At 68.3% G+C, this 14,060-nt stretch carries 13 protein-coding genes; 11 read left to right on the forward strand and 2 right to left on the reverse strand.

Annotated elements, in window-relative coordinates:
• The first annotated feature begins 5 nt into the window (after positions 1 to 5).
• The 9 genes from CSW60_RS09430 to dapD all read left to right on the forward strand — a co-directional run bounded on the left by CSW60_RS09430 (position 6) and on the right by dapD (position 10,754).
• The gene (locus CSW60_RS09430) at positions 6 to 3,263 is read left to right on the forward strand and encodes an autotransporter outer membrane beta-barrel domain-containing protein (protein ID WP_099537003.1); all 3,258 of its coding nucleotides are present in this window, start codon (positions 6 to 8) and stop codon (positions 3,261 to 3,263) included.
• 334 nt (positions 3,264 to 3,597) lie between these two features.
• The gene (locus CSW60_RS09435; RefSeq protein WP_099537004.1) at positions 3,598 to 5,061 is read left to right on the forward strand and encodes an OprO/OprP family phosphate-selective porin; all 1,464 of its coding nucleotides are present in this window, start codon (positions 3,598 to 3,600) and stop codon (positions 5,059 to 5,061) included.
• Between the two features lie 91 nt (positions 5,062 to 5,152).
• On the forward strand, positions 5,153 to 6,190 hold the full coding sequence (locus tag CSW60_RS09440) for a sulfate ABC transporter substrate-binding protein (protein WP_099537005.1): 1,038 nt from the start codon (positions 5,153 to 5,155) through the stop codon (positions 6,188 to 6,190).
• Between the two features lie 206 nt (positions 6,191 to 6,396).
• Complete coding sequence (locus tag CSW60_RS09445; protein WP_099537006.1) at positions 6,397 to 7,497, forward strand: histidine kinase dimerization/phosphoacceptor domain -containing protein; 1,101 nt, start codon at positions 6,397 to 6,399, stop codon at positions 7,495 to 7,497.
• Between the two features lie 21 nt (positions 7,498 to 7,518).
• Positions 7,519 to 7,986: a response regulator gene (locus CSW60_RS09450; protein ID WP_099537007.1), complete on the forward strand. Its 468-nt coding sequence runs from the start codon at positions 7,519 to 7,521 to the stop codon at positions 7,984 to 7,986.
• Positions 7,987 to 8,259: a SemiSWEET family sugar transporter gene (locus CSW60_RS09455; RefSeq protein ID WP_099537008.1), complete on the forward strand. Its 273-nt coding sequence runs from the start codon at positions 7,987 to 7,989 to the stop codon at positions 8,257 to 8,259. It abuts the gene before it with no gap.
• Positions 8,260 to 8,335: 76 nt separating this feature from the next.
• Entirely contained in the window at positions 8,336 to 9,250 is a 915-nt protein-coding gene (argB, locus tag CSW60_RS09460; RefSeq protein ID WP_099537009.1) for an acetylglutamate kinase, read from the forward strand.
• Complete coding sequence (locus CSW60_RS09465; RefSeq protein ID WP_099537010.1) at positions 9,247 to 9,912, forward strand: pyrimidine 5'-nucleotidase; 666 nt, start codon at positions 9,247 to 9,249, stop codon at positions 9,910 to 9,912. The genes argB and CSW60_RS09465 overlap by 4 nt, the downstream gene beginning before the upstream one ends.
• Positions 9,909 to 10,754 carry a 2,3,4,5-tetrahydropyridine-2,6-dicarboxylate N-succinyltransferase gene (gene dapD, locus CSW60_RS09470; protein WP_099537011.1) on the forward strand — a complete coding sequence of 282 codons (846 nt, stop codon included), beginning with the start codon at positions 9,909 to 9,911 and terminating at the stop codon, positions 10,752 to 10,754. The genes CSW60_RS09465 and dapD overlap by 4 nt, the downstream gene beginning before the upstream one ends.
• A 146-nt stretch (positions 10,755 to 10,900) precedes the next feature.
• On the opposite strand, the gene CSW60_RS09475 is transcribed toward dapD, so the two are convergent.
• Entirely contained in the window at positions 10,901 to 11,227 is a 327-nt protein-coding gene (locus CSW60_RS09475) for a cell surface protein (RefSeq protein ID WP_099537012.1), read from the reverse strand.
• Positions 11,228 to 11,324: 97 nt separating this feature from the next.
• On the opposite strand from CSW60_RS09475, the gene fmt reads away from it, so the two are divergent.
• Both fmt and truA read left to right on the forward strand, forming a co-directional pair.
• Positions 11,325 to 12,251 carry a methionyl-tRNA formyltransferase gene (gene fmt, locus CSW60_RS09480; RefSeq protein WP_099537013.1) on the forward strand — a complete coding sequence of 309 codons (927 nt, stop codon included), beginning with the start codon at positions 11,325 to 11,327 and terminating at the stop codon, positions 12,249 to 12,251.
• A complete protein-coding gene (gene truA / locus CSW60_RS09485; protein ID WP_099537014.1) occupies positions 12,251 to 12,994 on the forward strand; it encodes a tRNA pseudouridine(38-40) synthase TruA in 744 nt (247 codons plus the stop codon). The genes fmt and truA overlap by 1 nt, the downstream gene beginning before the upstream one ends.
• 133 nt (positions 12,995 to 13,127) lie before the next feature.
• Here the strand turns inward: truA and CSW60_RS09490 are convergent, their stop codons facing one another.
• The gene (locus tag CSW60_RS09490; RefSeq protein WP_099537015.1) at positions 13,128 to 14,048 is read right to left on the reverse strand and encodes a glutaminase; all 921 of its coding nucleotides are present in this window, start codon (positions 14,046 to 14,048) and stop codon (positions 13,128 to 13,130) included.
• Positions 14,049 to 14,060: the final 12 nt, after the last annotated feature.

Below are 14,060 nucleotides of genomic sequence, written 5' to 3' on the forward strand. Positions count from 1 at the left end.
TCGAGGTGTCGTTCGTAATGCAGCGCAAGGTCCTGGTCGCGACGGTCGCGGCCGCTCCTCTTCTGGCCATGGCTTTCGCCGCGTCGGCGGAAACCTCGGTCTCCACCGCGCGCACGACGCCGATTGCCACGAGCACGGCCACCGGCTCGGCGGCGGACGACATCAAGATCACGGCCGACGGCTCGATCAAGCCGACCGCGGCGGGCGCCATCGTCACGATCGACAGCAACAACAAGGTGACCAACGCCGGGACCCTGTCGACCAACAACGTGAACGACAGCGTCGGCGTGCTGATCATCGGCGGCAAGACGGGCGGCCTGACCAATTCGGCGACCATCTCCCTGCTCGAGGACTACACCCCGACCGACAGCGATAATGACGGCGATCTGGATGGCGCCTTCGCCCAGGGCTCGAACCGTTTCGGCGTGCGCCTGACCAACGCCGGGACCTTCACCGGCGATATCGTCAACGACGCGGCCGGCGTGATCACCATCGAGGGCAACAATTCCGCGGGCGTGCTGCTGGAAGGTCCCGTCGTCGGGAACGTCACCAACCTGGGCAGCATCAGCATCATCGGCGACAACGCCCGGGGCGTGCGCATCGCCGCGCCGGTGACCGGCAAGGTCACTCTCGGCGGCTCGGTCAACGTCCAGGGCGTCGGCGCGATCGCCCAGGATATCGACGCCAACATCAACGGCGCCCTGGTGCTGCAAGGCGCGACCAGCGCCACCGGCTACCGCTCGACCTCCCGCCCCACCACGGTGGACGCCCTCAACAAGCTGGACGCCGACGACCTGCTCCAAGGCGGGCCCGCCGTGCGGGTCGCGGGCGATGTGACGGGCGGCGTCCTGCTGCAGGGCCCCAACTATTCAAGCAAGGTCGGCGCGGACGGCAACACCGTGCTCACCACGATCGCCTCCAGCACCACCGGGACGTCGAGCATCAGCGCCTTCGGCGCGTCGCCGGCGTTGCAGATCGGCTCGACCAGCCAGAACGTCACCTTGGGCGCGGTGGGAACCGGCGACAACGCCTTCGGCCTGATCGCCAAGGGCTCGATCACCGCCGGCGGCGTCTATAACGGCGTCGCGGCGACGGCGCTTTCGGTCGGCGCGGGCGGCGGGCGTACGACCACGCTGGTCGGCGGCCTGCGCAACGACGGCCAGATCTCGGCCAGCGCGTACGAAGCCAACGCCACCGGCGCCATCCTCAACAGCGGCGCGATCGCCGACCAGTTGCTGAACCGCGGCTCGATCCTGTCGACGGCCTCGTCGTACGCGGCTTCTGGCGTCACGGCCTCAGCCCGGGGCCTGGTGCTGGGCGCCGGCTCCACCGCCTCGACGCTGAACAACTACGGCACGATCAGCGCCACGCGCGTCGGCGAGACCGGCGACGCCGTGGCCGTGCTCGACCAGGGCGGCACGCTCAAGACGATCACCAATACGGGCGCGATCCGCGCCGCCGTCACCGCCCCCCAGTTCAAGGCTGACGGCACGACCGCGACGGTGACGGCCGGCGGCCAGGCGATCGCCCTGGACCTCCGCGCCAACAACGTCGGCGTGACCTACACCCAGACGGGAGCGTCCAGCTTCACCTCGACGACCACCTTCCCGAGCACGGACACCGTCACCAGCACGGACACCACCACCGTCACGTCGACGCCGACCACCGTCGGCGACGTGCTGTTCGGCGGCGGCAATGACACCCTGAACCTGAACAGCGGCACCCTGGTGGGCGCCATGTCGTTCGGCGCGGGCCAAGACCGCCTGTCGATCACCAACGGCGCGGTGGCCCTGGGCAAGCTGACCGACAGCGACGGCAAGCTCGACATCTCGGTCGCCAACGGCAGCCTGGGCATCCTGAACAGCGAGACGATCAACGTCAGCAGCCTGAACATCGGCTCGACCGGCAAGATCCTGTTCTCGGCCGATCCGAGCGCCGGGACCGGCACGAAGCTGGTCGTCTCCGGCGCGACCACCATCGCCTCGGGCGCCGAGCTGGGCATCCGCCTGGCCAATCTGGTCAAGCAGCCGACCACCTTCACGGTGATCCAGGGCTCGAACATCAGCGCGGGCGCGTTCGGCAACAGCCTGCTGGCCCAATCGCCCTACCTGTATGTCGCCACCAGCCGCGCGGACGCCAACAACGTCTATATCGACGTGCGCCGCCGCTCGGCCGCCGAGATCGGCTTCAACAAGGCCGAGACCTCGGCCTATGACGCCGTGTTCGCGGCTCTAGGCCAGGACACGACGCTGGCCAGCGCCTTCCTGAACCAGAGCACGCGCGATGGCTTCCGCGACGTCTACGATCAGATGCTGCCCGACCAGGGCGAGGGCATGTTCTCGGCCCTGCAGTCGGTCAACCAGCAGATCTCGGCGGCGACCATGTTCCGCCCCGATCCAGGCGATCGCTACGGCCCCGACAGCCTGTGGGTCCAGGAAATCACCTCGCTGACCCGTCGCGACACCGACCAGACGTTGGGTTCCGACACCCAGGCCTTCGGCTTCGTCGCCGGCTACGAGGCCATGGGCGACGCGGGCGGCGCCCTGGGCGTGACCCTGGCCTACGCCAGCCTCGAAGAGCACGACACCGTCGCCAAGGTCGGCGAGCACACCACCGCTTCGTTCATCCAGACCGGCGCCTACTGGCGTCGTTCGGTCGGCGGCTGGCGCTTCAACGCCGGCGGCGGCGTGGGCTATGGCTTCTTCAATGGCAAGCGCAGCTTCATCGCCCCGGACGTCAACGCCGACGGCGTGGCCGACCTGGTCCTGAAGAATAACGCCGACTGGAATGGCCTGACCTCGACCGCCTACGCCGGCGTCGCCTACGAGGCCAAGATGGGCCGCTTCTTCGCCCGTCCCGAAGGCCGCGTGGACTATGTCTGGCTGCGTGAAGGCAAGCGCGCCGAAAGCGGCGGCGGCTCGGGCTTCGACCTGACCGTCGACAAGCGCACCTCCAGCAACCTGAGCGGCGAACTGGGCCTGGTCCTGGGCGCCGACTACGGCAAGACCGTGTGGTGGCGTCCGGAAATCCGCGTCGGCTACCGCCAGACCCTGGCCGGTTCGGTCGGCGACACCGTCGCCAGCTTCAAGGGCGGCAATCCGTTCACCCTGGCGGCCCTGAACGACAAGGACGGCGCGGTCACCGCGGGCTTCGCCCTGCGCGCCGGCACGCCGATGTCCTACCTGGCCCTGGAAGGCGGCGTCGAAGCCACCAAGAAGCAAAAGCGCTACAATCTGCGCCTGGCCGGACGCGCGATGTTCTAAGGCGGTCGACGCCTTACCTGATCAGCTTCAAGGGGCCCGCGGCATGCCGCGGGCCCCTTTTGCATGGATGGCGTTTGAAACCTTATGAACCCCGGCGCGACCTGGGCCATTTCCGCGCCCGATCGACGCGCAGCGCTTTAATCCGTAAACGGATTTTTTCGTCTTTGGGCGTTTGGTTTCCAAGGAAGGTTCGAAGGATCTTCCGCACCGCGTGGCCGCGCCTTGCAGAAAAACTCATGGCCGGCTTTCCCAAATCTCGATTCCGTAACTAGGGATAATAGTCTTCCCTAGCTCGGCAGGTCGGCCCGCCCCGCGGCGCCGAGAGGGGACTAACATGATCAAGTCAAAGCAGATCGTCTTCCGCGCCGCGCTGATCGCCGGCGTCTCCCTGCTGGCCACCGCCGGCGCGGCGTCCGCCCAGACGACGCCGCCCAGCCCGGACGAGGCCGCCGCGCGCATCGCCGCGCTCGAGGCCCAGCTGGCTGCGCTGCAGCAGCAGGTCGCCGACCTGAAGGCCGCCACCGCCGCCAGCTTCAAGGACGTGCGCACGACCCAGGCCGCCACGACCGTCAGCATCGCCGGCGGCAAGCCGACCATTGCGTCCGGCGACGGCGCCTACAGCGCCACCCTGCATGGCGTCATGCAGCTCGACACCGCCCACTACTTCCAGGACAAGGGTCTGCCGGCGGTGATCGGCAACGGCCGCGACCTGAACAACGGCACGAACTTCCGCCGCGCCCGCCTGGGCGTCGACGGCAAGTTCGCCAAGAATTTCGACTACTCGATCCTGCTGGACTTCGGCGGCGCGGGCACGGACGGCTCGGGCGTGCTGCAGGAGATCTACCTTCAGTACAACTACGCCCCGTTCAAGGTCCGCGTCGGCGCCTTCGCGCCGAACCTTGGCCTGGAAGACGCCGCCTCGACCAACGGCTCGCTGTTCCCCGAACGCCCCTCGCCCGCGGAAGCCGCGCGCGGCCTGGCCGGCGCCGATCGCCGGATCGCCCTGCAGGCCCAGGCGGTCGGCGAGCGCTGGATCCTCTCCGGCGCCGTGACCGGGGCCAAGGCGGGCGACGGCCAGACCTTCGACGAGCAGCTGGGCTACGTGGCGCGGGTCGCCGGGACGCCGCTGCGCGGCCAGGACTGGCTGGTCCATGTCGGGGCCAACGCCAGCGTCGTGGCCACCCCCGCCCAGACCACCGCCCTCAGCGGCGCCTACCCGATCACCATCCAGGATCGCCCGGAGCTCCGCGTCGACGGCCAGCAGCTGATCGGCACGGGCGCGATCGACGCCAAGGGCGCACGCCACTACGGCCTGGAACTGGCGGCCCAGAAGTCCAACCTGCTGATCCAGGGCGAGGTCTTCGACTACAAGATCGACCGCCGCAATCCGGCCGCCGGGGTCAGCGATCCCAAGTTCAAGGGCTGGTATGTGGAAGGCGGCTGGGTGCTGACGGGCGAGGCCCGCAAGTACAACGCGGCCAATTTCGCCTTCGACGCCCCGACGATCGCCAACCCCTTCGACCCGAAGAAGGGCAAGTGGGGCGCCTGGGAGCTGGCCGCGCGCTATTCGGTGCTGGACCTGAACCACCACGAGAACGCGGTCCTGGCCGCCGATCGCGTGCGCGGCGGCGAGCAGACCATCTGGACAGCCGGCCTGAACTGGTTCCCCAATTCGGTCACCAAGTTCTCGCTCGACTATCTGGATGTCGACATCGACCGCAAGGATCCGGCCGGCGGCTTGCTGCCGCTCAGCCAGAGCTACCAGGCGATCAACTTCCGCAGCCAGTTCGCGTTCTAGCTTAACAGGCCGCCCGCCCCGCAAGACGAAGAGCCCGGAGCGGGCGGCCCCTCACCTCACGTCATCCACGTCTACAGAAAGGATCGCGCCCATGAGCGACACCCGCAAAGCTCCCACCCGACGCGGCTTGATGGCCGGCGCGGGCGCCGGGGCCGCGACCCTGATGGCGGGGGGCCTGGCCCACGCCCAGGCCAAGCCGGTCACCCTGCTCAACGTCAGCTATGACCCGACGCGCGAGCTCTACAAGGACATCAACGCCGCCTACGCCAAGTACTGGAAGGAAAAGGTCGGCCAGACCCTGACGATCAACCAGAGCCACGGCGGCTCGGGCAAGCAGGCCCGGTCGGTGATCGACGGCCTGCAGGCCGACGTGGTCACGCTCGCCTTGGCCTATGACATCGACGAGATCGCCGCCAAGGCCAAGCTGCTGCCGGCCAACTGGCAGTCGCGCCTGCCGCAGAACTCCACGCCCTACACCTCGACGATCGTGTTCCTGGTCCGGAAGGGCAATCCCTGGAAGATCAAGGACTGGGGCGACCTGATCAAGCCGGGCATCGACGTGATCACGCCCAACCCCAAGACCTCGGGCGGCGCGCGCTGGAACTACCTGGCCGCCTGGGCCTGGGCGCTGAAGCAGCCGGGCGGCAACCCCGCCAAGGCCGAGGCCTATCTGCGCAGCCTGTTCGATCACGTGCCGGTGCTGGACACCGGCGCGCGCGGCGCAACCACCACCTTCACCCAACGCGGCATCGGCGATGTGCTGCTGGCCTGGGAGAACGAGGCGTTCCTGGCCCAGGAGGAACTGCCGGGCAAGTTCGACATCGTCTATCCGTCGATCTCGATCCTGGCCGAGCCGCCGGTGGCCCTGGTCGACAAGAACGTCGACCGCCACAAGACCCGCACCGTGGCCGAGGGCTATCTGAACTTCCTCTATAGCCCCCTGGCCCAGGACCTGATCGGCAAGAACCACTACCGCCCGCGCAGCGCCGCGGCGGCCGCCAAATACGCCAGCAAGTTCAAGTCGATCCCGCTGGTGACCATCGACGACACCTTCGGCGGCTGGAAAAAAGCCCAGGCCACGCACTTCGCCGACGGCGGCGTGTTCGACAAGATCTACCAGCCCAAGTAGGGGCGTTTCGAGGCCCAGCCGCACCGGGAAGCGCGGTCTGGACCTCCTCATGGCGCGACGGCGGGGACAGCCTTCCTCCCCCGGGCGCGCTCCACGGCGGGGGTCGCGAGGCTCCCGCCGTTCCTTTTTGGGATTGAACCTGTGTTTGGAACCCGACACGATCGAGTACGTTGAGCGTCCACGGGGCGGTGGAGCTGATTGCAGGCATGGACGACTATTCGGAATCGCGACGCGCCGGCGACCGCTTGGCCGCCGGGCACGGCATCGACGACCCATTCGCGGCCGCCATCCGCGCCACCCGAATGGCGATGATCGTCACCGACGCCAGCCAGGCCGACAATCCGATCATCTTCGCCAACGACGCTTTCCTGAAGCTCACCGGCTACGAGCGCGACGAGATCATCGGCCGCAACTGTCGCATGCTGCAGGGCCCTGATACCGACCGCGCGGCCATCGAGATCCTGAGCAAGGCCGTGGCCGCGGGCGAGGACGCCAAGGTCGAACTGCTGAACTACCGCAAGGACGGGTCGACCTTCTGGAACGCCCTCTACATCTCCCCCGTGCGCAACGACGCCGGCGAGATCGTCTATTTCTTCGGCTCGCAGCTGGATGTCACCGACAAGAAGACCGCCGAAGCCAAGGTGCGCGAGCATCGCGACGACCTGGAGCAGGTTGTCGAGGATCGGACACGCGAACTGACCGAAGCCCTGGAGCAGAAGACCGCCCTGCTTCACGAGGTCGACCACCGCGTGAAGAACAACCTGCAGCTCATCTCCAGCCTGCTGCTGCTGCAGACCCGCCGCGTGCCCGATCCGGCCCTGAAGACCTCGCTGAAGGGCATGCTGGGCCGGGTCAACGCCATCGCCACCGTTCACCGCCGGCTGTTCCAGAGCGAGGACGTCGAGCGCTTCGACGTCTCGGCCTTCATCCGGGACATGGTCGCCGACCTGATGGGTTCGGCCGGACGTGACGACATCGAGATGCAGCTGGACCTGGAGCGCGTCGAAATCCCCGCCGCCAAGGCCGCCCCGTTCGCCCTGGTGGTCAACGAGCTGCTGACCAACGCGCTCAAGCACGGCTTCCCGGAAGGACGCGGCGGCCGGATCTTCGTGGGGGTCAGCCGCCTGAACGGCGACTTCCGGATCGAAATCACCGACAACGGCGTTGGAATGGAGAAGCAGGCCACCGGCTTTGGCCTGACCATCGTTCAGCTGCTCTGTCAGCAGCTGAAAGCCAAGTGTGAGACCACCGACGCGGAACCTGGAACCCGCGTGGTCGTTCTGCTGCCTGTGAATGGCGCGCATTGAGTGAAGGACAAGGCTTTGGCAATGAGCGGTCGTGCGCTCGAGGTGCTGATCGTCGAGGATGAGATGCTTCTGGCCATCGAGCTGGAGCACCTCATCGAAGAGGTCGGCTGCCATCCGCTGGGCTGCGCGATGAGCTCGGACGAGGCGGTCACCCTCGCCCAGCAGCTTCATCCCGATCTGGCCCTGGTCGACGTTCACCTCAGCGACGGCCCGACCGGCGTCGACGTGGCCCGCAAGATTTCTCAGGACTGCGGCGGCGTGGCGCTGTTCATGACCGCCAACGTCAAGCGTCTGCCCGAGGACTTTGCCGGCGCCTGCGGCGTGATCGGCAAGCCCTATTCCGAGCACGGGGTGAAGACCGCCCTGTCCTATCTGGCCCATTGCCTCCGCGAAGGCCGCGCGCCGGGTCCGACGCCGGTGGGCTTGACCCTGGCGCCGAGCTACGCCGCGCTGTGGGGCCTGGACCAGGCCGTCGGACAGACAGCCTAGATGGCCGTCACGCCGGTCGCCGCGACGATCGGGACGATCGCGGCCCTGCTGTCGATCACCAGCTTCGCGCCTCAGATCCTCAAGATCTGGAAGGAAAAGGACGCCTCGGCCGTCTCGCTGCGGACCTATGTCGTCACGGTCACCGGCTTCGCCTGCTGGATCGTCTACGGGATCACGATCAAAGCCTGGCCGGTCATCGCCTCCAACATCGCCTGCCTGCTGATGTCGGGCGCGGTGCTGCTGATGAAGTGGCGGTTCGAGCAGCGCGGCTAAACTCAGCGTTTTTGATGACAGGGGGGGCGGGGTCCGCTATCGAGGCCCGCCTATTTTCCCTTCGAGGATCGCCGCCTTGACCGACGTCGCCGAGGAAGCTGGCTGGGCCACCGCCAAGACCCTGGCCGAGGCCCTGCCCTACATCCAGATCTACGACCGCGAGACGGTGGTGATCAAATACGGCGGCCACGCCATGGGCCAGGAAGAGGTGGCCAAGGTCTTCGCCGCCGACGCCGTGCTGCTGAAGCTTCTGGGCGTTCACCCGGTGGTCGTCCACGGCGGCGGCCCGCAGATCAGCCGCATGCTCGACAAGGCCGGCGTCAAGTCGACCTTCGTCGACGGCCTGCGCGTCACCGACGAAGCCACCATGGAAGTGGCCGAGATGGTCCTGTCCGGCGCGATCAACAAGGAGATCGCCAACTGGATCACCCAGGCCGGCGCCGAGGCCGACGTGCGCGGCGTGGGCCTGTCGGGCAAGGACGCCCGCCTGATCACCGCCGAGAAGGTGACCCGCACCCGCAAGGATCCGGACAGCAACATCGAGCAGGTCGTGGACCTGGGCTTCGTGGGCGAGCCGACCAAGGTCGATCCGCACCTGATCCAGGCGCTGCTGAGCTCCGAGACCGACTACATCCCGGTCATCGCGCCGATCGGCGTCTCGACCGAGGGCGAGACCTTCAACATCAACGCCGACACGGTCGCCGGCGCCCTGGCGGGCGCCCTGAAGGCCAAGCGGATGCTGATGCTGACCGACATCAAGGGGGTGCTCGACGCCAATGGCGAGCTGATCCGCCAGATGACAATCGAAGAGGCCCGCGACCTGATCGCCACGGGCGTCGCCACCGGCGGCATGATCCCGAAGCTCGAGAACGCCATCCACGCCGTGGAATCAGGCGTCGAGGCCGTGGTCATCCTGGATGGCCGCCGTCCGCACGCCATGCTGGTCGAGCTCTTCAGCGAACACGGCGCGGGCACGCTCATCTCGAAATGAGCGCCGACCTTACCCACGTCGACACTTGGCTCTTCGACCTCGACAACACCCTGTACCCGCTGGAAAGCGAGTTCATGGGGCTGATCGAGGCCAAGATGACGGCCTTCGTCCAGCGCGAAACCGGCCTTCCCTACGAAGAGGCCCGGGCGCTGCAGCATGGGTACTTCAAGGAGCACGGCACGACCCTGGCCGGGCTGATGATCAATCACGGCCTCGAGCCCAAGCGCTTTCTCGATGAGGTCCACGACGTCGAGCTGGACCGGCTGACGCCCAACCCGGCCCTGCGCGCGGCGATCGCCCGCTTGCCGGGCCGTCGACTGATCTTCACCAACGGCTCGCTGGGCCACGCCGAGCGGGTGCTGACGCACCTTGAGCTGCGCGATCTCTTCTCGGAGGTCTTCGCGATCGAGACGGCGGACTATGTGCCCAAGCCGGCGCTGGCGACCTTCGACAAGATCACCAAGCTGCACGCCATCGACCCGCCGATGACCGCCTTCTTCGAGGACAGCGAGAAGAACCTCGTACCGGCCGCGCGGCTGGGCATGACCACCGTGCTGGTCGGCCCGCATGCGGCGGCGTCGACCTCCGAACACGTCCATTTCCGCACTCCCGACCTCGCCGAGTTCCTCAGCTCGGCCCGCCTGCAAGGAAGCCCGCAATGACCGCCGTCAGCCTCGCCGACCTCCAGACCGAGATCGAAGCCGCCTGGGAAGCCCGCGCCGACGTCTCGGCCGCCACCACGGGCCCGGTCCGCACCGCCGTGGACGAAGCCCTCCTGCTGCTCGACAGCGGCAAGGCCCGCGTCTCGGAAAAGGTCGATGGCGAGTGGGTGACGCACCAGTGGCTGAAGAAGGCCGTGCTGCTGTCGTTCCGCCTGAACCCCAACACCGTGATGCGCGCTGGCACGCTGGGCGGCGGCGTCGGTCCCTGGTGGGACAAGGTGCCGAACAAGTTTGACGGCTGGGACGCCCCGCAGTTCGAGGCCGGCGGCTTCCGCGCGGTCCCGGGCGCGATCGTCCGTCGCGGCGCCCACATCGGCAAGAACGTGATCCTGATGCCCTCGTTCGTGAACATCGGCGGCTATGTCGACGAAGGCACGATGGTCGACACCTGGGTCACGGTCGGCTCGTGCGCCCAGATCGGCAAGAACGTGCACCTGTCGGGCGGCGTCGGCATCGGCGGCGTGCTGGAGCCCTTGCAAGCCAATCCGACCATCATCGAGGACAACTGCTTCATCGGCGCCCGCTCGGAAGTGGTCGAGGGTGTGGTCGTCGGCGAAGGCTCGGTGCTCTCGATGGGCGTCTTCATCAGCGCCTCGACCAAGATCGTCGACCGCAAGACCGGCCAGGTCCACATCGGCAAGGTCCCGCCCTACAGCGTCGTGGTCCCCGGCAGCCTGCCCGACCCGAACGGCGGCCCGAGCCTCTACTGCGCGGTGATCGTGAAGACGGTGGACGCCCAGACGCGGTCGAAGACGAGCATCAACGACCTGCTGCGGGATTGATGACGGCGTAGTTCCTCCCCCGTGCAACGGGGGAGGTGGCCCAGAGGGCCGGAGGGGGCCAACTCGGCCCAATCTCCAGCTTGCCCCCTCCGTCGGCTCCGCCGACACCTCCCCCGCATCGCGGGGGAGGAACTAGGGCCGCCCCCCTACTTCGTCGCCTCGTTCAGCTGCCGCTTGCTGTCGGCCGCGCCTTCCTTGGCGTCCTGCTTCAGGTCCTTGCCGGCTTCCTTGAGCTCCCGCCCCGCATCTCCGGCGGCTTCCTTCAGCTCCGCGCCGGTCTCCTTGGCGCTTTCCTTGATCGCCGTGCCAGCTTCCTTGACGTCCGGATCGTTGGCGATGTTGTGAGCCGCGTCCTTGACGTCGGCGGCGGCGGCCTTGGCGCCTTCCTTCACCTCCGTGGCGTGCTCCTGCGAACAGGCGGCGAGCGAGAGGGCGGCGGCCCCGGCGGCGATCAGCATCAGGGTGGAACGCATGGTCTGGCTCCTCTTTCGTCGGCTGGATAACGGAGCGCCACGGCGCCGGTTCCGAGTCCGGCTTTCCCCAAGGCCGCGAGACGTCTAAACCCCCGCCATGCGCATCGCCTTCCTCGGCACCCCCGATTTCGCCGTCACGTGCCTCGCCGAACTCGTCGCCTCGGGCCACGAGATCGTCGCCGTCTATTCTCAGCCGCCCGCCCCACGTGGTCGCGGCCAGGAACTGAAGCCCTCGCCAGTTCACGCCTTCGCCGAAGGCTTGGGCCTGCCGGTGCGCACGCCAGTGTCGATGAAGACCCCGGAAGAGATCGAGGCCTTCAAGGCCCTGGACCTCGACGCCGCTGTCGTCGTGGCGTTCGGCCAGATCCTGGTGAAGGACGTGCTGGACGCCCCGAAGTTCGGCTGCTTCAACCTGCACGCCAGCCTGCTGCCGCGTTGGCGGGGCGCCGCGCCGATCCAGCGGGCGATCATGGCCGGCGATCCGGTCACCGGCGTCCAGGTCATGCGCATGAGCGAAGGCCTCGACGAAGGCCCGATCCTGATGTCGCAGCAGGTCGCCATCGCCGACGACGACACCGCCGCCACCCTGCACGACAAGCTGGCTGCCACCGGCGCCCGCCTGCTGCCCGTCGCCCTGGCCGCCATCGAGCGCCAGGTCGTCCACGAGACGCCGCAGGCCGAGGACGGCGTCACCTACGCCAAGAAGATCAAGTCGGCCGAGGCCCGCATCGACTGGACCCGCCCGGCCGTCGAGGTCGACCGCCACATCCGCGGCCTCTCGCCCTTCCCGGGCGCCTGGTTCGAGGCCCCGTCCGACAAGGGACCGGTGCGCGTGAAGGCCTTGCTGTCGCGCGTGGAAGCGGCCTCTGGCGCGGCCGGAACCGCCCTGGACGACGCCCTGCTGATCGCCTGCGGAGAAGGCTCCATTCGCCTGCTGAAGGCCCAGCGCGAGGGCAAGGGCGTCCAGGACGCCGAGACCTTCACGCGCGGCTTCCCGATCCCGGCGGGGACGGTCCTTTCCTGATGCCCCGCTACCGCCTCCTCGTCGAGTATGACGGCCGCCCCTATGCGGGGTTCCAGGCCCAGGCGACCTTGCCCAGCGTGCAGGGGGCCATCGAGGCGGCGGTGAAGGCCTTCTGCGGCGAGGACGTGCGCATCGCCGCCGCCGGCCGCACCGACACCGGGGTCCACGCCACCGGCCAGGTCGTCCATGTCGACCTCGAGAAGGACTGGCCGGCCCAGACGGTGTTCAACGCCCTCAACGCCCACCTGACCCACGAGGCGGTCTCGATCCTCTCGGCCGAGGTGGCGGAGGAAGGCTGGCACGCGCGGTTTTCGGCCAACGAGCGGCGCTACCTCTACCGGATCCTGAACCGGCGCGCCCCGCCGGCCCTCGACAAGGGCCGGGTCTGGCACATGAAGAAGGACCTCGACCACGAGGCCATGCACGCCGCCGCCCAGCACCTGGTGGGCCTGCACGACTTCACGACCTTCCGCGACATGCACTGCCAGTCCAAGAGCCCGGTGAAGACCCTGGACGTCGCCCGCGTGCGCCGGGTCGGCGAGGAGATCCACCTGGACTTCGAAGCGCGGTCGTTTCTGCATCGCCAGGTCCGCTCGATGACGGGGACGCTGGTCGAGGTCGGCGCGGGCCGCTGGGCGGTGGACGACGTCAAGGCGGCGCTGGAGGCCAAGGATCGCCGGGAATGCGGGCCCGTGGCGCCGGCGGATGGGCTTTATCTGGTGGGCGTGGGGTATGGGGACTAGCGCCAAGTTCCTCTCCCGTAACACGGGGGAGGTGGCCCAGCGGGCCGGAGGGGGCTAGCTCGGCCGACTTCCAGCTTGCCCCCTCCGTCGGCTCCGCCGACACCTCCCCCGCATCGCGGGGGAGGATCTTAGTCTAAAGCACCGAACAGTTCGTGATCTGGCTGAACGCCTCCAGCGCCGCCGTGCCGACCACGCTCGTGCCGAACCGATCCAGCTCCGGCGACCAGACCGCCACCGTCGCCTTACCCGGAACCACCGCCACGATGCCGCCGCCGACGCCGCTCTTGGCCGGCAGGCCGACGCGATAGGCGAAGCTGCCGACGCTGTCATAGATGCCGCAGGTCAACAGCAGGGCGTTCAGTCGCCGGGTCAGGCGGTCGGGGAAGATCGTCTCCTGCGCCACCGGCGAGAAGCCGCCCGCCGCCAGGGGCAGGAAGGCCCGCGCCAGCTGGCGGCAGCTCATGGTCAGGGCGCACTGGCGGCTGTAGGCGGCGACCACCGCCTCGGGCTCGTGATCGATCGTGCCCTGGCCGCGCATCAGGCTGGCGATGGCGCGGTTCTGCCAGGCATGGGCCAGCTCGGACGCGGCGACGGCCGGATCGATCTCCAGCCGCTCGCCACAGAGAAAGCCGCCGAAGTCGCGGACCAGGGCGGCCGGGTCGCGGGTGACGTTCATCAGCACGTCGGTCACCGCCAGGGCGCCGGCGTTGATGAACGGATTGCGTGGCACGCCTCGCTCGGCCTCCAGCAGCGACAGGTGATTGAACGGCGTGCCCGACGGCTCCTTGCCGACCCGGGTCCAGATCTCGTCGCCAATCCGGTTCAGAGCGAGACCCAGGGCCAGGACCTTGGTGATGCTCTGCAGCGAAAAGGCCTCGTCGGCGTCGCCGATCACGTGCTCGCCGCCGTCGACCGTGCGCACGGCCATGCCGAACTTGTCGCCCGGCACTTCGGCCAGTTGCGGGATGTAGTCGGCGGGCTTGCCCTTGCCGAAGTGCGGCTTCACCAGCACGGCCACCTCGGCCAGGACGTCGGGGATCGAGAGCGCCTTCATCCTCGTCCCCGT

The organism is Caulobacter sp. X (assembly GCF_002742635.1).
GTDB lineage: Bacteria > Pseudomonadota > Alphaproteobacteria > Caulobacterales > Caulobacteraceae > Caulobacter.

Excerpts from the sequence above, each read along its gene's own strand:
- CSW60_RS09445 (WP_099537006.1), top strand. The coding sequence starts at position 6,397 with ATGGACGACTATTCGGAATCGCGACGCGCCGGCGACCGCTTGGCCGCC.
- CSW60_RS09440 (WP_099537005.1), top strand. The coding sequence starts at position 5,153 with ATGAGCGACACCCGCAAAGCTCCCACCCGACGCGGCTTGATGGCCGGC.
- truA (WP_099537014.1), top strand. The coding sequence starts at position 12,251 with ATGCCCCGCTACCGCCTCCTCGTCGAGTATGACGGCCGCCCCTATGCG.
- CSW60_RS09490 (WP_099537015.1), bottom strand. The coding sequence starts at position 14,048 with ATGAAGGCGCTCTCGATCCCCGACGTCCTGGCCGAGGTGGCCGTGCTG.
- CSW60_RS09465 (WP_099537010.1), top strand. The coding sequence starts at position 9,247 with ATGAGCGCCGACCTTACCCACGTCGACACTTGGCTCTTCGACCTCGAC.
- CSW60_RS09475 (WP_099537012.1), bottom strand. The coding sequence starts at position 11,227 with ATGCGTTCCACCCTGATGCTGATCGCCGCCGGGGCCGCCGCCCTCTCG.
- dapD (WP_099537011.1), top strand. The coding sequence starts at position 9,909 with ATGACCGCCGTCAGCCTCGCCGACCTCCAGACCGAGATCGAAGCCGCC.
- fmt (WP_099537013.1), top strand. The coding sequence starts at position 11,325 with ATGCGCATCGCCTTCCTCGGCACCCCCGATTTCGCCGTCACGTGCCTC.
- CSW60_RS09455 (WP_099537008.1), top strand. The coding sequence starts at position 7,987 with ATGGCCGTCACGCCGGTCGCCGCGACGATCGGGACGATCGCGGCCCTG.
- CSW60_RS09450 (WP_099537007.1), top strand. The coding sequence starts at position 7,519 with ATGAGCGGTCGTGCGCTCGAGGTGCTGATCGTCGAGGATGAGATGCTT.
- CSW60_RS09435 (WP_099537004.1), top strand. The coding sequence starts at position 3,598 with ATGATCAAGTCAAAGCAGATCGTCTTCCGCGCCGCGCTGATCGCCGGC.